At 30.7% G+C, this 19631-nt stretch carries 16 protein-coding genes, 1 tRNA gene, 3 rRNA genes and 1 riboswitch; of the genes, 18 read left to right on the top strand and 2 right to left on the bottom strand.

The window, feature by feature from the left end; translation table 11 throughout:
* The 3 genes from FGK85_RS11425 to FGK85_RS11415 all read left to right on the top strand — a co-directional run.
* Positions 1-169: ribosomal RNA gene (locus FGK85_RS11425) — 23S ribosomal RNA — on the top strand; the annotation flags it as partial.
* Between the two features lie 190 nt (positions 170-359).
* Positions 360-476: ribosomal RNA gene (gene rrf, locus FGK85_RS11420) — 5S ribosomal RNA — on the top strand.
* Between the two features lie 5 nt (positions 477-481).
* Positions 482-557, top strand: a tRNA-Phe gene (locus tag FGK85_RS11415).
* A 191-nt stretch (positions 558-748) separates the two neighbouring features.
* On the opposite strand, the gene FGK85_RS11410 is transcribed toward FGK85_RS11415, so the two are convergent.
* On the bottom strand, positions 749-2281 hold the full coding sequence (locus FGK85_RS11410; RefSeq protein ID WP_138206736.1) for a methyl-accepting chemotaxis protein: 1533 nt from the start codon (positions 2279-2281) through the stop codon (positions 749-751).
* A gap of 241 nt (positions 2282-2522) precedes the next feature.
* On the opposite strand from FGK85_RS11410, the gene FGK85_RS11405 reads away from it, so the two are divergent.
* The 11 genes from FGK85_RS11405 to hemL all read left to right on the top strand — a co-directional run bounded on the left by FGK85_RS11405 (position 2523) and on the right by hemL (position 13836).
* Entirely contained in the window at positions 2523-3533 is a 1011-nt protein-coding gene (locus tag FGK85_RS11405; RefSeq protein WP_171011402.1) for a ketoacyl-ACP synthase III, read from the top strand.
* 71 nt (positions 3534-3604) lie between these two features.
* Positions 3605-3776: riboswitch (cobalamin riboswitch) on the top strand.
* A gap of 226 nt (positions 3777-4002) precedes the next feature.
* Positions 4003-4737 (top strand): energy-coupling factor ABC transporter permease, encoded by a 735-nt coding sequence (locus tag FGK85_RS11400; protein WP_138206732.1) that lies wholly within the window; start codon positions 4003-4005, stop codon positions 4735-4737.
* Positions 4721-5035: an energy-coupling factor ABC transporter substrate-binding protein gene (locus tag FGK85_RS11395; RefSeq protein WP_138206730.1), complete on the top strand. Its 315-nt coding sequence runs from the start codon at positions 4721-4723 to the stop codon at positions 5033-5035. Before FGK85_RS11400 ends, FGK85_RS11395 begins: the two co-directional genes overlap by 17 nt.
* The gene (gene cbiQ / locus FGK85_RS11390) at positions 5019-5699 is read left to right on the top strand and encodes a cobalt ECF transporter T component CbiQ (RefSeq protein ID WP_138206728.1); all 681 of its coding nucleotides are present in this window, start codon (positions 5019-5021) and stop codon (positions 5697-5699) included. Before FGK85_RS11395 ends, cbiQ begins: the two co-directional genes overlap by 17 nt.
* Positions 5700-5935: 236 nt before the next feature.
* A complete protein-coding gene (locus FGK85_RS11385) occupies positions 5936-6760 on the top strand; it encodes an energy-coupling factor ABC transporter ATP-binding protein (protein WP_138206726.1) in 825 nt (274 codons plus the stop codon).
* On the top strand, positions 6735-7970 hold the full coding sequence (gene hemA / locus FGK85_RS11380) for a glutamyl-tRNA reductase (protein WP_138206723.1): 1236 nt from the start codon (positions 6735-6737) through the stop codon (positions 7968-7970). Before FGK85_RS11385 ends, hemA begins: the two co-directional genes overlap by 26 nt.
* An 11-nt stretch (positions 7971-7981) precedes the next feature.
* Entirely contained in the window at positions 7982-8590 is a 609-nt protein-coding gene (locus tag FGK85_RS11375) for a precorrin-2 dehydrogenase/sirohydrochlorin ferrochelatase family protein (protein WP_138206721.1), read from the top strand.
* A gap of 274 nt (positions 8591-8864) precedes the next feature.
* Positions 8865-9779 carry a hydroxymethylbilane synthase gene (gene hemC / locus FGK85_RS11370; RefSeq protein ID WP_138206719.1) on the top strand — a complete coding sequence of 305 codons (915 nt, stop codon included), beginning with the start codon at positions 8865-8867 and terminating at the stop codon, positions 9777-9779.
* Positions 9769-11265 (top strand): uroporphyrinogen-III C-methyltransferase, encoded by a 1497-nt coding sequence (gene cobA / locus FGK85_RS11365; protein ID WP_138206718.1) that lies wholly within the window; start codon positions 9769-9771, stop codon positions 11263-11265. The genes hemC and cobA overlap by 11 nt, the downstream gene beginning before the upstream one ends.
* Before the next feature lie 181 nt (positions 11266-11446).
* Positions 11447-12427, top strand: coding sequence for a porphobilinogen synthase (hemB, locus tag FGK85_RS11360; protein WP_138206716.1), 981 nt, complete (start codon positions 11447-11449; stop codon positions 12425-12427).
* Between the two features lie 113 nt (positions 12428-12540).
* Positions 12541-13836, top strand: coding sequence for a glutamate-1-semialdehyde 2,1-aminomutase (gene hemL, locus FGK85_RS11355; RefSeq protein WP_396276541.1), 1296 nt, complete (start codon positions 12541-12543; stop codon positions 13834-13836).
* A 289-nt stretch (positions 13837-14125) separates the two neighbouring features.
* Here the strand turns inward: hemL and FGK85_RS11350 are convergent, their stop codons facing one another.
* Positions 14126-15436, bottom strand: a complete 1311-nt coding sequence (locus FGK85_RS11350; RefSeq protein WP_138206712.1) for an erythromycin esterase family protein — start codon at positions 15434-15436, stop codon at positions 14126-14128.
* A gap of 546 nt (positions 15437-15982) precedes the next feature.
* Here FGK85_RS11350 and FGK85_RS11345 point away from each other — a divergent pair.
* From FGK85_RS11345 to FGK85_RS11330, 4 genes are all read left to right on the top strand, one after another.
* Entirely contained in the window at positions 15983-16354 is a 372-nt protein-coding gene (locus FGK85_RS11345) for a GntR family transcriptional regulator (RefSeq protein WP_138206710.1), read from the top strand.
* A complete protein-coding gene (locus tag FGK85_RS11340; protein ID WP_138206708.1) occupies positions 16355-17053 on the top strand; it encodes an ABC transporter ATP-binding protein in 699 nt (232 codons plus the stop codon).
* Positions 17054-17116: 63 nt separating this feature from the next.
* Positions 17117-17926 (top strand): hypothetical protein, encoded by an 810-nt coding sequence (locus FGK85_RS11335; RefSeq protein ID WP_138206706.1) that lies wholly within the window; start codon positions 17117-17119, stop codon positions 17924-17926.
* A 1580-nt stretch (positions 17927-19506) separates the two neighbouring features.
* Positions 19507-19631: ribosomal RNA gene (locus FGK85_RS11330) — 16S ribosomal RNA — on the top strand; the annotation flags it as partial.

The following is a 19631-nucleotide window of genomic DNA, read 5'->3' as shown; positions in this document are numbered from 1 at the left end:
GGAAGGAATAAACGCTGAAAGCATCTAAGCGTGAAGTCCACCTCAAGATTAGATTTCCCATAGCGTAAGCTAGTAAGACTCCTGGAAGACTACCAGGTTGATAGGTCGGAGGTGTAAGCATGGTAACATGTTCAGCTGACCGATACTAATAAGTCGAGGGCTTGATCAAAAGATAATTGTCAATTGACAGTTGACAATTGACAATTAAAAGATTTTCCACACTGTGCAATTTTGAAAGAACAAAAAAGTTCTTTTATTCTAGAACCTAGAACCTAGTACCTAAATAAAGCTGCGCAGCAGCCTAAACTAGCAAACTAGCACCTAGCACCTAGGACCTAGTACCTAATAATTACAAAGAATCTGGTGATTATGGCTTGAAGGTAACACCCCTTCCCATTCCGAACAGGACGGTTAAGCTTCAAAGCGCCGATGGTACTGCAGGGGAAGCCCTGTGGGAGAGTAGGTCGTCGCCAGGTCATTTGGCTGGATAGCTCAGTCGGTAGAGCAGAGGACTGAAAATCCTCGTGTCCCTGGTTCGATTCCTGGTCCAGCCACCAAAACCCTTAGATTTATCTAAGGGTTTTTTATTTTTTGCAATTTTTATATAAAATAGTAGGAATATATAAGGTTTATAAAATAAAGTGGGAAATTAGTATGCATTGAGAACAACAAAATAACCTCCTTTTGGCAAGGGTACTTTTAAATTACCAAAGGGAGGCCATATAAACTTTATATATTATATTGGTTATTACATTTTTATGATATCGTTAATTTTATGAGCAACATTTTTCAGATTTTCTGCATTACTAGCTAATTCTTCACTAGTTGCAGCTGTTTCAGTTACTGATTCGGATATAGATTTAAATTTATTTATTACATTTTCAGTTATGTCTGATATGTCTTTATTGAAATTTACAACATTATTTGTTTCAGATACCATAGATTTTGTGAATTGGTCTATAGTATGTATGTCCTTATTAGTTAATTTTAATTGTTCTATCATACTATTAAGGCTGTTTACAGTAGTATTTAATATATTATTACCATTCTTGATTTTATCATCGTTACTTATCATGTATTCTTCTACTTCTTTAATATGTATTTTTAATTCACTTATAATTTTTTCTACATCTTCAAGGGAATCTTTAGTATTTTCAGCTAGCTTTCTTATTTCTTCTGCTACAACAGCAAAGCCCCGTCCTAATTCTCCTGCTCTTGCAGCTTCTATTGAAGCATTTAATGCTAGCAAGTTAGTCTGTTCTGAAATACTTCTAATAATTAATAGTATATTATCCACTTCCATAGATTTTTGTTGAAGTATATTTGTAGAGTTTAAAGTTACATCTATACTTGAAGCAATTTCCTGTATTATACGTAATGTTTTATTTAGTGACTCCTGATTTTCATTAGAAATTTCAATGAGTTCTGATGATGTTTCACTAGTGTTACTTATATTAGAGGAAATATTTCTTGTTTTTTGAAGAAAATCATTTAATATTAATATATTTTTTGAAGTTTTATCTAATATGTTTTCTGAATCCTCAGTTAGAGTATATCCAGTATTAGCTATATTTTGAATAGAAACGCTTTCTTGCTGTGCAATATCAGATAAAATATTACTGGATTCAAGTATGGTTCTTGAGAAATCAGAAGATTCTTCTATTATAGTCCTCATGTTATTACGTTCAGTAGTCAATTCATTTTCATTCGCATCCACTTTTTTTAGTAGGTTAGAGGCAAAATATGCGAAGGCATAAATACCTAATAAAGTTAATATAACAATTATTCCTCTTATAAACAATTCTGAAGTACGTAGATTTCCTTCTGGGAGAATTGAAGAATTAAAATTTGAAACAATTGACACGCTTATTATTGCCATAATTATTGAAGTTGCTAACATTTTTAAGTCTAAAAATAATGCCCCTAGTATTACAAAATAAAATATTACCCACCACAATTCTTTAGATGGAACTGAAAAGTTTAAATACAAATAGTGCACATAGGTGATTATAAGTATCACAATTTTTAATAATCTAAAATTTTTCTGTATTAACACACCATCTCTTAGGGCAAATTTGTACATTGAAAATAAAATAAATATTTCTATAAATGTTAATATACCCAGTTTAATTAGTGCAGACCATTGTAGTTGCTGGTTTATTCCAAGTTTCTTTAAGGTTGTAAAAAAAATTAGGGACAGTATGCAACTAAAAGAATAAATTAGCAATACAAATTTTAATGTATCCTTCTGATAAGAAATTATAGTTTTTTCGTCTTTCAATGATTAACACCCTTTCTATGTAAATAGTATTAGTATGAAACTAATAGTATTATCGTATAAGTTAGTGAGAAATTGAATACTTTTTACACTATAATAGCTAATTATGAAAAAATAATATATTTATTGAATAATATTGAAAAAGTTGATAATATATTTTTGAAAGATAAATTTAGTATAATTTAATATAGTATTTAAATTATAAATAAATAGTTTTTATAATAGACGAATGGGAGTGACATATATGGGATTTAGAAATGTAAATATCATAGGTACAGGGGTATATCACCCAAAAAAAAGAGTAGGAAATGAATTTTTTATTAAACATTTTGACAGTAAGGATATAGACATAAGGGAACTTCTAGATAATTTGGGGAGAAAATATAGGTATATAATCGATAACAATAAAGAAAATGCATTAACTATGGCATTAGAAGCCTCTAGGGGCGCACTAAAAAGTGCCCATATATCGCCGGAACAATTGGATATGATAATATTTTCATCAGATACTCCAGAATATTTAACCCCATCTAATGCATTGATAATAAATAAAGAATTAAAGGCTACCAATGCACATATAGTATATGATTTAAATTCGAACTGTGTAGGAATGGTTGTTGCTCTAGATCAGGCTGCCAGAATGATGAAGACTAATGACAATGTAAAATACTGTTTGGTATGTGGTGGACTATATGTTTCCTCAATAGCAAGAGAAGATTGTAAGTATACATATCCCGCTTCAGGGGATGCTGGAGCTGCTCTTATATTAGAAGTTAAAGAGGAGGATACTCTTAGAGGAGTATTAGATTCAAAATACACCACTGTTTCTAAATATTATGATACAATAATGTCTCCAGCTTGTGGAATGACTAAAGCTAGAAGTAACGATGTAGATGAATATGAAAAAAAACAAAAATGGAGAGGCTTTCATTTAGATTTTTTTGCCCCTGAATGGGCAAATGCCATTACATATTTTTCACAAAAGTTTCACTTTACAATTGAGGATATAAAACTTTTCTTGTTATCACAATATTCAAAGCAATTTATTATTGAGACTGCCAAGTATTTAAATATAGATGATTACCAAGATAAATTTACTTATATTGGAGATAAGTATGGGTATACTGGCACAACTAGTCCAATAGTAGCTTTTCATCATGCTATTAGGGACAAGGATATACCTAGAGGATCTAAGGCGGTATTTTGTTCTGTAGGAGCAGGTGTAGCTATGTGTTCAGTACTTTATGAGTTTTAATATGAAGGCTTAGGGAAACTTTTATATACTATTGAATATTTTGACTTTTTGTGGTATTGTTATATTGTAAAATTGAAAAGAAAAATTTAGGTTATTAGTATTAAAAGGGAAATTGGTGAAAATCCAATGCAGCCCCCGCTACTGTAAGAGGGACGAAAGTTGACTATGCCACTGTATTATACGGGAAGGCCAACAAGTAGAGAGAACTCAAGTCAGGAGACCTGCCTAAAATTTTAAAGTGTGCCTTCGGTGGGAAGTGACTACTTATAATTTATTGATTAAATTTAATGGAGTAATTCTGTTAAATAGATGATTATAAGAGAAGATTCCCTAACCTTTTGGTTAGGGATTTTTATTTCTATGTATCTTCCTACCTTAATTATTAAGTATAGTTAATAGTTTTGTTTTATATTTAAATCACATGATTTATTTAAAAATAAATATAAAAAAATTAAGAGGGGGATACAAAATGCGTAAAGAAAAATTTAAATTGGCTGCAGCCTTTGCACTAATGGCAATTATTACGCCTTCCACTGTACAAGCTATGCACATAATGGAAGGATTTTTGCCAGCAAAATGGTGTATTTTCTGGGCTATAGTTACAATACCATTCTTAGTAATGGGAATTAAGAACTTAAACAAGATATTTAAAGAGCAGCCTGATAAAAAGATTTTAATTGCTTTAGCTGGAGGATTTGTTTTTGTACTATCTGCTTTAAAAATACCTTCAGTTACAGGAAGTTGTTCACATCCAACAGGAGTAGGACTTGGAGCAATTTTATTTGGACCTACAGTTATGAGTGTACTAGGAATAATAGTTTTACTATTTCAATCATTATTACTTGCTCATGGTGGACTAACTACATTAGGTGCAAACACATTTTCTATGGCAATAGTAGGACCTTTAGTATCTTATGCAATATTTAAACTTTTAAAGAAAAATAATGTTAAGACATCAACTTGTGTATTTTTCGCAGCGGCTTTAGGAGATTTAGCTACATATGTGGTTACAGCTACTCAGTTATCTATAGCTTTTCCAGCCACATCAGGAGGCATAGGAGCTTCACTTGTAAAATTCTTAGGAATATTTGCAGTAACTCAAATACCTTTAGCTATAGCAGAGGGACTTTTAACTACTGTAGTTTACAACCTACTTTTAGATTATAAACGTGAAGGGGTGTTAAAAGATGAAAGCATCAACTAATACTGGTACTTCAACAAAGAAGAAAAATATAATTTTGCTTTTAATAACATTAGCACTTATTATAACGCCTTTAATATACAAGAGTGGAGCTGAATTTGCAGGTGCTGATGATCAGGCAGAAGGTGCTATAACGGAAGTAAATCCAGGATATGAACCATGGTTTGAAAGCATTTGGGAACCACCAAGTGGAGAAATAGAAAGCTTACTTTTCTGTGTACAAGGAGCTATAGGTGCAGGGGTTATAGGATATACATTAGGTTATTTTAAAGGAAAGAAAAAAAGTGCTTCTGATAGATAAATATGCATATACCAATAGATTGAGAGATTTTAATCCTATGGCAAAATTCTTTTTTGCCATAGGAATACTAATTTTAGCCCTAAATATTAGGGATTATAGATTCAATCTGGGTATTTTTCTATTTCTACTGTTATTAACAGTAGGGGTTGCAGGAATTCCTTTGAAAAAATATATCAAACTCCTTTGTATTCCTATAGCTTTTTTAATTATAAGTCTTATAACTATTTTAATATCCTGTTCTCCTAAGAGAGAATTGTTTTTATGGGCATTACCACTGTCAAAAAATTACATAGGCATAACAAGAGAAGGAATTATAACCTGTAGGCATGTATTCTTTAGGGCTATGGCGTGTGTAGCTTCTACATATTTTATGGCATTAACTATACCTATGAATCAACTTATAGTGGTTTTTAAAAGGTTTAGATTGCCTAAGGTATTTATTGAACTTTTAATATTGATTTATAGATTTATATTTATATTTTTAGAAGAATGTAAAGAAATACATACTGCCCAAGAAATGAGATTTGGGTACAACAATAGAAAAAATTCTTATAAATCTCTTTCACTTTTGATAAGATCTTTATTTGTAAGGGTTATGCAAAAACATGAAGAATTAATTATATCATTAGAGAGTAAACTTTATGACGGAGAATTCAAGATGTAAAAAGTAAAATTTGAAATTAAAAATTCAAAATTTAGAATGAAGGATAAAACTCCTTTATGAGTTTTCATAAATTTAAGTTTATGAAATTCTTTTGGAATTTCAACATCCATTTAACATTTAACATACTGAATTTTAAATTGAAAATATTTATTTAATATAGGGCTTCAAGTTTATGTGCGAAAGTTGATTATGTTATTTAAACATAAAGGGTAATGAATAAAAGAAGGTGAAGAAATATGCTTAGAACGGAAAATTTAACTTATGTGTATGAGGATGGAACGGTAGCTTTAAATAATATTAATATAGATATGAATAAAGGAAATAGGATAGGCATAATAGGGGCTAATGGTTGCGGAAAGTCAACACTTTTTTTGAACATAATAGGAATATTAAAACCTAAAAAGGGCTCGGTGTTATATGAAGATGAAAAAATTCAATATAATAAAAAGTTTTTAAGAGAATTTAGACAAAAGGTGAGTATAGTTTTTCAAGATCCGGATAAACAAATATTTTATTCTAATGTGTATGATGATGTGGCATTTGCCCTTAGAAATTTAGACTTTCCTGAAGACATAGTAAAAGAGAGGGTTGAGCAGGCATTAAGAAAAACTGGTGCTTACGAATTTAAGGAAAAACCGGTACATTTTTTAAGTTATGGTCAGAAAAAAAGAGTAGCTATGGCAGGTGTTTTAGCTATGAATAGTGATATAATATTACTTGATGAACCTACTGCAGGATTAGACCCATTGATGACTAAAAGTGTCACAGAAATAATTCATAAATTAAGCGCAGATGGAAAGAAGATAGTTATATCAAGTCATAACATGGATTCCATATATGACATATGTGATTATGTTTATGTGCTTAGTAAGGGAAAAGTAGTAGGCGAAGGTAGCGTAGAGGAAGTATTTACAAAGGAGGAGCTTCTTAATGAAGCTGGGTTAAATCAGCCTTGGCTTGTGAAGCTTCACAAAAATTTAAATGTGCCTTTGTTTAAAAATGAGGAAAGTTTCTATAAATATTGGAGGGAACAATATGGAAATAGCGGTAGTAGGAGTTAACCACAATACTACTCCTATAGAAGTTAGGGAAAAGGTTTCTTTTACTGAAACTAAAAAAATAGAAGGTATAAATTATTTATTGGATGGACGCATTAATGAGGCAGTAATTTTATCCACTTGTAATAGAAGTGAAATATACATATGTAGTAAAAAGATAAATGAAGGAATAAAAGATGTAGAAAAATTCTATAAGGAATTTTTCCATATAAATAATATACATGACTATTTATTTGTGAAAAAAGGTAAAGAAGCTATAAATCATGTTTATATGGTGGCATCAGGCATGGATTCAGTGGTATTAGGAGAGGATCAAATTTTAGGACAAGTTAGAGATGCTTTAGATTTTTCTATGGAAGTTGGCGGCAGTAAAAAAATATTAAATAAACTTTTTAGGGAAGCTATAACTGCTGCTAAAGATATAAAGTGCAGACTTAAGATATCTGAAATACCTCTTTCCACTAGTTATATAGGAATTAAACTTTTAAAAGAGCAGCTAAAATCATTAAATGGTAAAAAAGCTCTTATAGTAGGCGCAGGAAAGATAAGTAGTCTAAGCTTGAAGTATTTAAAAGAGGAAGGTTTAGAGGAAATTTATATAACAAATAGAACTCATGGGAAGTTAAAGGATTTATGTTTTGAGTTTCCAGAGCTTAAAGCTATAAAATATGAAGATAGATATTCTGCTTTAAAACATGTAGATATTGTTATAACAGCTACTTCAGCTCCCCATATAATATTTACTAAAAAGGATATGGAAGATATTAAAAAAGAACTTTATATAATGGATTTGGCACTTCCAAGAGATGTGGAGCAAAAGGTAGAGGAAATTAAAAATATACATCTTTATGATATAGACGACTTAAAGAAAACCTCAGAGGAAAATTTAATAAGAAGAGAAGAATTAGCTGAGGAAGCTTTGGAAATAATAAAAGAGGATGTGGAAGAGTTTATGGAGTGGCTTGAGAAGGTAAAAGTGGATCCTGTTATAAAGTCTTTAAATGACAGATGTAGTGAAATTCAACAAGACACTTTAGATTATATAAACAGAAAATTAGATTTAGATTGCAGAGAACAGAAAATAATAGAGAAAATGCTAGGCTCTGCTTTAAAAAGGGTTATAAGAGAACCTATAAAAAATCTTAAAGACATAAAAGAAACTGAACATATGGATACTTATATAGATATGGTGAATAAATTATTTGATTTTTAAGGAGAAGAGATATGTTTTATCCACTTATGATAGATTTGAATAATAAAAAGGTTGTATTAATTGGTGGAGGATATGTGTCCCTTAGAAAAAGTAAGAAATTTTTAGAGTATGGAGCTAAAGTTTATGTGGTTGCGCCTAGCTTTCAGGAGGATTTTTGCCTTTTAAAGGAAGCTTATGCAGAAAAACTTCATTTAATTAAAGATAATTATAAAAGTGAATATATAGTAGATGCTTTTTTAGTAGTGGCCTCAACTGATTCAAAGGAGGTAAATAGTAAAATAGCATCTTTTTGTGTTGAAAAAAACATACTTTGTAATGTAGTTGATGATATAGAAGAGTCAAGTTGTATAGTACCCTCTACAGTAAAGAGAGGCGAACTTTTAATTTCAGTGTCTACATTGGGTAATAGTCCGTCCCTTTGTGGTAAAATAAGAAAAGAACTAGAAGAAACCTATGACGAGCAGTATGAAGAATACGTTAAGTTATTAGGAGAAGTAAGAAAACATATTTTAGAAAGTTGTAATGATAATAAAGAGAAGAAAATTATTTTAAATAATCTAGTTAATTTGAATTTAAAAGAGCTTAGGGAATTTTATAAAGAATTAAAAAAATCCCTATAGATATAAACACTTTATCCGATGACTACCTGCCGTAACACTCCCACTTCTAACAAAGTGGGAGATAACTGCAGCTACGTCCCTGGATAACGATCTCTAACCTTCAGTTGGAGTAAAAACTCCATCTGAAGCTAAGAGCTCTGTTTATTTGGGAAAATTTGAGTTATTGTAATTTAATTAAGGTTTTCGGAACTAGGAATAAAAGATTTATCTTTGATATTTGATATTTATTATTTGATACTTAATATTCTAATTTTTGAAGGGAGATTTTAGGAGAATGAAAGTAATTGTGGGGTCTAGGGGCAGTAAATTAGCGCTTACGCAAACTAATTGGGTTATAGATAGGATAAAAAATGCTAATCCTAATGTGGAAGTGGAGCTTAAGGTTATAAAGACAAAGGGAGATAAAATTCAAAATGTAGCTTTAGATAAAATAGGTGATAAAGGGCTATTTGTTAAGGAAATAGAGCAGGAGCTTTTAGAAGGGAAAATAGATATAGCTATTCACAGTATGAAGGATATGCCTTCAGTAGTTCCACAGGGGCTTAAGTTTTCTTATGTGCCAGAGAGGGAAGACTTTAGAGATGTAATAATTCTTAAAGAAGGATATAATTCTTTGAAGGAATTGCCACAGGGAGCTAAAATCGGTACAGGCAGTAAGAGGAGAAAATATCAGCTTTTAAAGTATAGACCAGATTTAGATATAGTGCCTATAAGGGGAAACATTGATACTAGAATAAGAAAAATTGAAGAAGAAAATCTTCATGGAGTGGTTTTGGCTGCAGCTGGTATAAATAGATTGGGTATGGAGAATAAAATAAATAATAAAGTTTTTTATGTAGATGAAGATATAATACTTCCAGCACCAGCCCAAGGAATTCTTGCCATAGAAATAAGAGAAAATGACCATAGAATAGAAGAGCTATTAAAGCCTATTCATCATGAGGAAAGTAAAATTCAAGCGGAGGCTGAAAGAGGATTTTTAGAGGCTATAGATGGAAGTTGCCACATACCAGTAGGCGCTTTGTGTACAGTAAATGGAGAAGAAATTAGTTTAGAGGGATTGTTTGGCTTAGAAGATGGAAGTGCAATGGTTAGAAAAACTGTAAAAGGAAAAAAAGAAGACGCTAGAAAATTGGGATTTAATTTGGCGGAAGAAATTAGAGAGGAGATGGGGAAAAGTGAAAGGTAAGGTATACTTAATAGGTGCAGGACCTGGGGATTATGAATTACTTACTCTAAAGGGGTTTAACTGTATTAAAAATGCTGATGTAGTGGTTTATGATAGACTTGCTAATGATAGTTTTCTAAAGGAAACTAAGGATAATTGTGAATTTATATATGTAGGTAAGGAGTCTAAAAATCATACTAAAACCCAAGATGAAATAAATGAAATTATAGCAGAAGAAGCTTTAAAGGGTAAAATTGTTGCAAGACTTAAAGGGGGAGACCCTTATGTATTTGGAAGAGGTGGAGAAGAAGGGGAATTTCTTTTAGAAAAAGGTGTGGATTTTGAAGTAGTTCCAGGCATAACATCTGCCATTGGAGGGCTTTGTTATGCAGGTATACCTATAACTCATAGAGATTATGCATCATCTTTTCACGTTATAACAGGACATTTAAAAGAAGAGGATAAGGAATTAAACTGGGAGGCACTAGCTAAGTTAGATGGAACACTTGTGTTTTTAATGGGTATGGCTAATTTACAAAATATATGCAATAACTTAATAAAAGAGGGTAAATGCAAGGATACACCAGTTGCCATAATAAACTGGGCTACAAGACCAGAGCAAAAGGTAGTGACAGGAACATTAGAAAATATATATGAAGTAGTGCAAAGGGAAGGAATAAAGCCGCCTAGTCTTATAGTTGTTGGTGGTGTAGTTGGTTTAAGAGATAAGCTGAATTTCTTTGAGAAAAAGCCTTTATTCAGTAAAAACATAGTGGTTACTAGGGCAAGAACTCAAAGCAGCAAATTAGTAGATGAACTAAAGGGGTTAGGTGCTAATGTTATAGAGTTTCCAACCATAAAAATAGAAGAGATAACTCCTAATGAAGAAATGGATAATAGTATAAGAGGGTTAAAGGAATATTCTTATGTGGTATTTACAAGTATAAATGGAGTAAATATATTCTTTAAAAGGCTTATGGATTTAGGCTTTGATAGCAGAGTTTTTGGAAATACTAAAATAGTAGCTATAGGATCTTCTACAGCTAAAGAACTTGCCAAATACGGACTTAGAGCGGATATAGTTCCAGAGAAGTTTGTGGCAGAGGAGTTAGTTAAGGAGCTTGAAAAAGTTATAACTAAGGAAGATAAGATTCTTATTCCAAGAGCCAGTGAAGCTAGAGAAATATTGGTGGAAAAGTTAAGCAAATTATGTATTGTTAAAGAAGTTAAAATATATGATACTATAGTAGGAGAGGGAAATAAGGAAGAAATAATAAAACTTTTAAAGAATGATAAAATAGACTATATAACATTTACTAGCTCTTCTACCGTTAAAAACTTAGTTAAAATATTAGGTGAGGAAAATTTAAGTTTATTAGATAAAGTGAAGCTTATGTCTATAGGACCTATTACATCTAAAACCATAGAGGAATTTGGACTTAGGGTTTATAGAGAAGCGGAGGAATATACTATTAGTGGATTAGTAGTTAGTTTACTAGTTGGCTAGTTTGCTAGCGTGCCAGTATTAGTGGGCTAGGGTGTCAGGGGACCAATATTAGTGGGCTAGGGTGTCAGAGGGCTAGAGGGCTAGTTGTTGTAGCTTTCAATTGTCAATTCTCAACTATAACTGAGGGGGAGAGAGTAGTTTAGGAATAACATTGAAGATTTTAAATTAGGAGGAATTTCAAATGAACATTGTAAAGAGACCTAGAAGACTTAGAATAAATGAAACTATAAGAAGTATAGTAAGAGAAACTAAAGTAAACATTGAGGATCTTGTTTATCCTTTGTTTGTGGTAGAGGGAGAAAATATTAAAGAAGAAATTAAATCTATGCCAGATAATTATAGATTTTCTATAGATAAGTTATTAGAGGAAGTTAAAGAACTTCAGGAATTAGGTATAAAATCTATATTGCTATTTGGAATTCCAGAGCATAAGGATGAGTGCGGCAGTGATGCTTATGATGAAAATGGAATAATACAAAAGGCTGTTAGAGCAATAAAGGCTAATTTCCCTAAGATGTATATAATAACTGATATTTGCATGTGTGAATATACATGTCATGGACACTGCGGTATTTTAACAGAGGACGGATATGTGGACAATGATAAGACTTTAGAGTACCTTGGGAAGATAGCAGTGAGTCATGCTTTAGCAGGGGCAGACATGGTGGCACCATCAGATATGATGGATGGTAGAGTTGGATACATGAGAGAAGCTCTTGATAAGGCTGGATATGTTAATATTCCAATAATGGCTTACAGTGCAAAATACGCTTCAGCTTTCTATGGCCCATTTAGAGATGCTGCAGATTCAGCACCATCTTTTGGAGACAGAAAGGCTTATCAAATGGATCCTGCTAATATAAATGAAGCTGTAAGAGAAGTGGAGCTTGATATAGAAGAGGGAGCTGACATAGTTATGGTGAAACCAGCACTTCCATACCTTGATGTTATAAGAAAAGTTAAGGATACCTTTAATATGCCAATAGCAGCGTACAATGTAAGTGGAGAATATTCTATGATTAAAATGGCAGTGGATAACGGTCTTTTAAATGAATCTGCCATTATGGAATCTTTGGTTTCTATAAAGAGAGCAGGAGCAGATATTATCATAACTTATTTTGCTAAATATGTGGCAAAAGAAATGAGCAAAGATAAAAAATAAAGAAGAAATAATTCAACTTTAGTAGTTATAAATTTAAGAAATTCCTTAGAAATTTCAACCTACATTGTACATTCTAAATTTTAAATTATAGTTGAAAGGGGAAGGTGAATAAAGTGAAACATTGTAATTCAGAAAAGCTTTTTGAAGAAGCTCAAAAATACATACCTGGTGGAGTTAACAGTCCAGTTAGAGCATTTAGATCTGTAGGATTAAATCCTATATTTATAGAAAAAGGTAAGGGATGCAAGATTAAAGATGTGGATGGAAATGAATATATAGATTATATATGCTCTTGGGGACCTTTAATGCTTGGACATAGCAATGAGGAATTACTAGAAGGCATTGAAGAGGTGGTTAGTAAGGGAACAAGCTTTGGAGTGCCTACAGAAATAGAAGTTAAAATGGCTAAATTTATAGTAGAAGCTTATCCATCTGTTGACATGGTAAGAATGGTTAACTCAGGAACAGAGGCTACTATGAGCGCTTTAAGAGTTGCTAGAGGATATACAAATAGAAACAAGATTGTTAAATTTGAAGGCTGTTATCATGGACATTCAGATGCTCTTTTAGTTAAATCAGGTTCAGGTACTATAACTTTTGGGGTGCCTACAAGTCCAGGAGTGCCTGCAGATACGGTAAAAGACACTTTAGTTTGCAGATACAATGATATGGAAAGTGTAAAAGAAGTATTTCAAAAATACGGTGATGATATAGCTGCAGTTATAGTAGAACCTGTAGGGGGAAACATGGGAGTAGTTCCAGGAAAGAAAGAATTTCTACAAGGCTTAAGAGATATAACTAAAGAATACGGAGCAGTTTTAATATTTGACGAAGTAATAACAGGCTTTAGAATTGCCTTTGGCGGAGCACAAGAAGTTTATGGTATAGAGCCAGACATGACTTGCTTTGGAAAAATAATAGGAGCTGGTCTTCCAGTAGGTGCTTACGGCGGAAAGAAAGAAATAATGGAAATGGTATCACCAGTAGGCCCTGTGTATCAAGCAGGAACTTTATCTGGAAATCCACTAGCTATGCATATGGGATATAAAAACTTAAATATATTAAAGAACAATAAGCACATATATGATGAGTTAGAACAAAAGGCTATAAAGCTTGAAAAAGGAATAAATGAAAATATTAAAAAACTAGGAATAAAGGCAACAGTGGTTAGATTTAAGGCAATGCTTTGTTTATTCTTAGCAGAAGGGCCTTTTGACAATTTCCAAGAAGTTATGAAATGTGATACAGAAAAATATGCTGTATACTTTAAAGAAATGTTAGATAGGGGAATACTTCTTCCACCAGCACAATTTGAAGCTATGTTCTTATCAGCTGCCCATGGTGATGAAGAACTTGAGTATACTATAAAGTGTAATTATGAAGCTTTAAAGGTTGCATTTCAAAAATAGATAAACAAAATTCCCAGTTTATTTTAAAATGGGACATGAGTGTAATAAAATTCTATAATAATAGTTTCTAATAAAAAATTCTAAGTTTTAGTTGAGAAAAACCAACTAAAACTTAGAATTTTATAATTCAGCCCGTAAAACCTCGTATCTGTGTGTCTGGGGTAAGTTCACCCCAATTGTCCATTGAACATTTGTATATAAAGTATGGGTTATATATATCTTCTTATTTTTAGCTGAGTTATAGCTGAAAAAGCTAATTTAAATAATGATAAATATCATAAGTAAAATATCAATTATCTACTGGGGTACTAGCCTGTCCATTTTTAACTACAATTACATACTGAAAATAGTCTGTAGTTACTCCACTTTTAGGGCGTCCTATAGCAGTATCTACAAAATTCCATTGTAAGTTTTCAGCATAAGGTGATTTTTTTCCATTGAGTTTAACTAAAGTGCAATTAGACTTCAAGTGCTGATCAATAGGTTGGCCTTTTTTATAGGATGATATTATCCCACTATATGCTGAAATACAATCATCATAAAGTAGTGAAATACTGAGAACCTTATTTTTAATCCGCAAATCTCCTGAATTAATATAGGATGAAAACCACTTTGTATTTAAATCTCCTAATGTATCGTTGGGATCATTTACTACAATAGGGTGCTGAAAAACATGGTGCAATCCAAAATCACCAAACCATTTCCCTTCTGGTAAATGATTATAAACGTTTTTGAAATTTTCATACATGGCGGAGTCTCTTCTAAGTCGATGAGCTTCAGTTTGCATATCCATTAAGTTCTTATACTTTTTAGTTGTATCAAATATGTCAAAGCCTTGCCTTAAGGCATTTAATGCCATAAAAAAATTAAATGAGTCTTTTCCAAGAATATTTTTATAACTTTGTTCATTTTTATATATTTCTGTAGTAGTAATATTAATTTTCTCTTTAATATATTTAAGTTTATTAATATTAATAAATTCTTCATTGCTGGAGTTATTATCATTAAATGCATTCAATTGCTCTTTTATACTTTTTAGTAAATCTAGGTGTTTATTTAAAGGTTCAGATAGTTTTTTGCTTTCCAATACGCTAATTAAATAGTCATTAGATGTACTAGGGGAGGTTATATCTATGCCAACAGCTATGATTTTATCATTTTTCTCTAATTGAGAATTATACTTGTACAATTTATACCAAAATTCATAGTCCTCTTTATTAGGCATGTATACTTTTTTTAAATAACTTTCATCACCAGTTTGAAGATATCTATTTAGATATAAGGAATTGACATAAGTATCTTCAAGTAATAAATATTTGAAGTCGGTCTTATCTTTGAAATATTTTAGGAGTTTCCACTTTATATCATAATTAGTTTTTATATTATGAGATTCTCCTACTAAAAATATTTCATCATTTTTAGTATCCTTATCTAAGAGTGTAAAAGAAGAGAAATCATCATTATCCTTTAAATCTAAGGATGTAGCATTTTTACTTAAGTATTTTTTGTAGGCTTTCTCAGAAGTTGTATTTTTAGTACAACCTATTAAATTTAAAGACAAAATTATTATTATAAGCAATGATACAATTTTTCTACTCATTATTTTTCCTCCATTAGTATATTAACTCAACTTTCGCATATAAATTTTAAGTGCACATTAGATGAATAAACGTTCTTAATTTAAAATTTAGAATGTAAAATAGGAATTTGTAAGTTAGACCAAGTAAGAGGTAAAAAGTAAGAACCCTTGAAAAAATTCATAAAGGCTGAATTTTCATCACAACTATTACTTATTACCTGTTACTTACAAATTAATTATAAAAAACTCCTTGAGTTTTATCCTGAACTCTTACTTCTTGGCTATTACCTATTACTTACCTGCAAATTTCAAGTTATAGTTAATTTCTAAAAAAGCTTTATTTTTCATTTTAAATTTTATATTTTTATTTTATAACTGCGAAAGTTGAATATATTAATTATATTGTACAACTATAAGCTGAAAAGTAAATACATGGATAAGGATATAAATATTTATAAAAAAGGGTTTACATTTAGATTGTACTGGTGTATTATATTAGTAACACAGTAATACATCAATATTGATATTGAATTTTAAGTAAAAATATGAAGGTGGCGATAAATAGAGATGATTGAAAAATTTGATGAGAAGCTTCCAATCTACATGCAAGTGGCAAATATTATTAAAAAGCAAATAATATCTTCAGAATTAAAAAGAGGAGATAAATTGCCATCTGTAAGAGAGTTATCCTCCATTTTAAAAGTTAATCCAAATACTGTTCAGAGAGCATATGGGGAACTGGATAAGGAGGGGCTTACCTTTACCCAAAGAGGTACTGGATCTTTTGTTACAGAAGATGAAAATAAAATTAATAGCTTAAGAAAAGAAATGGCTAATGAAGTTATAGAGTTTTTCTTTAAAGAAATGAAGGAATTAGGATTTAAATTAGAAGATATTAAATGCATAGTTTCAGAAAAGATTCAAGGGGAGGAAAAGTAAATGGAGTATATTTTAAGTTGTAAAAATCTAACCAAAAATTATTTCACTAAGACAGCATTGAAGGATGTAGATTTAAATATACCAAAGGGTAAAATAGTAGGGCTTTTAGGACCAAATGGTAGCGGAAAAACAACTTTTATGAAAATAGCAGCAGGTATATTAAGACAATCTTCAGGAGAAATAACAATAAATGGAGAAATTCCAGGAGTAAATTCTAAGGCAATAGTTTCTTACTTGCCAGATAAAACTCATTTGTATAAGTGGATGAAAATAAATGATGCAATAGAATTATTTAAGGATTTTTACGAGGATTTTGATGAAAATAGAGCTGATGAACTTTTAAAGTTTATGAAGCTAGAAAGAAATATGAGCGTAAAGGAATTGTCTAAAGGAATGTATGAAAAGCTAAGTCTTACTTTGGTTTTATCTAGAAAGGCAAAACTTTATATATTAGATGAACCATTGGGAGGGGTTGACCCAGTGGCTAGAGAGCAAATACTTGATGCCATTATAAGCAATTGCAATGAAGAAAGTTCTATGATAATAACAACTCACTTGGTTAGAGACATAGAGAGAGTTTTTGAAGATGTAGCATTTTTAAAGGATGGGCAAATAGCTCTTTATGGCAATGCAGAAGAGCTTAGAATGGAAAAAGAAAAGTCTATAGATGAGTTATATAGAGATATATTTGGGGAATAAAATTAGCTGTTTAGCGAAAAAGATTAAACTTATAATATTTAATCATCCAGGGAGGTATATATAATGGGAAAATTAATGAAATATGATTTAAAGGGCGGATATAAGAAGTTTTCCATACTGTTCATAATAACAATTATCTTAAATATAGTTATATTATTTAAAATGAATGAAGATAATTTGCCACTGAATTCAATGCTTGTTTTATTAGTGTGTTTTGCATCAGCATTAATTGTTTTGATATTTTGCGCTGGTGACTTTGAAAAGGAGTTATATGAAGAAAGAGCTTATTTAACATTTACTCTACCAGTTAAAGGAAGACAGATAATAGCCTCTAAAGTATTGGTTTATCTAATATGGGCTCTTGTAAATTCAATAATAATTGCTGTATTTTTTATGTTGTGTATGAAAAAAGCTACAGGTATTATGGGCATAAGTAACATGTCTTTTAGTGATAAGATATATTGGCCAGTAGTTTTAATAAATATAGTTAGCGCAATTTTTTCTATGGCTTCATTTATTTTATTACTACATTTATGCACTATATTGCCAAGAGTGGCTAATTTAAATGTAAAACTAGGAAAATTTATGTCAGGAGTTATTTTTATAGCTATATTAGTTGGCATTGGTTATTTAGGCACTAAAATAGGAAAGGTATTTCCTAAATCAATATATATAAGCTCTAAGGGAATTACAGATCATATGGTTATAGAATCAAGCAATATTGTGAATAATATTGCGGGATTAAATGAAATATTTATGCCATTAAAAGTTGCTACTATAAATATTGCGAGCAGTATATATGATATAGTTCTATTTGTAATATTCTTTGTATCTAGCTCTTATCTTTTAGAGAAAAAGATAGACTTAAAATAGCATAGAAAAAATAGTTACTAAAAGTTAATTAAATTGGTTATAAATAAAAAAGCATTCATAAAATAAAAAAATAAAAGAAAAGCAGTAAGAGCCGTGAAGTACTTACTGCTTTTCTTTTAAATTATTTTCATGATATTTTTTATCCGATGACTACCTGCCGTAACACTCCCACTTCTAACAAAGTGGGAGATAACGGCAGCTACGTCCCTGGATAACGATCTCTAACCTTCAGATGGAGTAAAAACTCCATCTGAAGGTTAGAGCTCTGTTTATAGGAGTATAAGTGTGTGGGAAAATTAATAATAAGAATAACTGTGAAAATTACAATACACTTAATAGATATGTTGCTATAGTTATTGTCTATTATTGAAGGTAAAACTGCTAGGGCTAAGGTTTCTAGTATGCAGCTTAGAAACAGTAAAATAATATATTTAGGTTTGCTTAAGGAAAAGATCCAATGGTTATATTTTTTAATTAAATTCATTAAAAATATCGTTGTCAATAATCCATAAAATATATAGAGGAGTTTAATTTCTTGATCAATGCAAGTCATTCCAGAGAATTTTTATAATTCAAGTAATTTAATATTTTTTCTAGGATAATCATTATATTTTTATAGAATTATTGCAACAACTCACCTCCTCTTAAAAATTTTATAAAACTAAAATAAATCTTTTATTGTAAATCAGCTGGCTTACGCCAAAAAAACTTTTTAAGTGCTAGACTTCTGACTTTTTCACTTTTACTTCTTACTTAAATTTTACCGTATCTACAAGTTCCTATTTATCCAACAATTAAAGTTAAATATTCTTATATATAAATCTCAATCATGCCTACGTACTTAATCTGGCTATCGCCAATAAAAGATTTTTAAAGCCCTAAAGAAAAGATATAACTACTTCATTTAGTTAAATAATTCAACTTTCGCAGTTATATAATAAAAATATAAGATTTGCAGTTAAGTAATAGGTAATAGCTAAGAAGTAAAAGTTAAGGATAAAACTCTAAGAGTTTTTTATAATTAATTTGTAAGTAATACTCTTTACGTTTTACCTATTACTTCTTATCTTGTATAGTGTAGAACTTAAAATTTATATGCGAAAGTTCAGTTACTTACTTATTAGCTATTACTTATTTTCAAATTATAGTTAATTATATAAATAAATATTAGCATAAATTACAAAATAATCAATATATACGCATGGAACATATAAAAACTTCTCCGAGCGTGTCTATATAAGAAATACGCCAAAAAACAGATTAAAAAAGAGGAATAATAGAATAATGTGGCTAAATACATAAAAATATAGTGAAAACAGTCATATATACGTGATATTATAAAACACGTCGCTGAAACGCGGCGAAACAGTTCAACAGAAAACAAACTTTAAAAATAACTTATAAGTTTAAAACAAACTTAAAAAGTTGAGAAAAAAGTTTAAAAAATGTTGACAAGAAAAAAGTTAAATGATATAATAATTAAGTCGCTTGAAGCGGCAAACAAATTGGTCTTTGAAAATTAAACAGAGATGATGATGATAAATCATAAAGTCAGTGAATTTGAGTTTGAGATTGAACTTTAAATTGAGAGTTTGATCCTGGCTCAGGACGAACGCTGGCGGCGTGCCTAACACATGCAAGTCGAGCGATGAAGTTCCCTTCGGGGAACGGATTAGCGGCGGACGGGTGAGTAACACGTGGGCAA

It is taken from the genome of Haloimpatiens lingqiaonensis, from assembly GCF_901447495.1.
In the GTDB taxonomy this organism is placed as follows: Bacteria; Bacillota; Clostridia; order Clostridiales; family Clostridiaceae; genus Haloimpatiens; species Haloimpatiens lingqiaonensis.
This window is presented reverse-complemented; position numbering and strand designations above follow the sequence as displayed.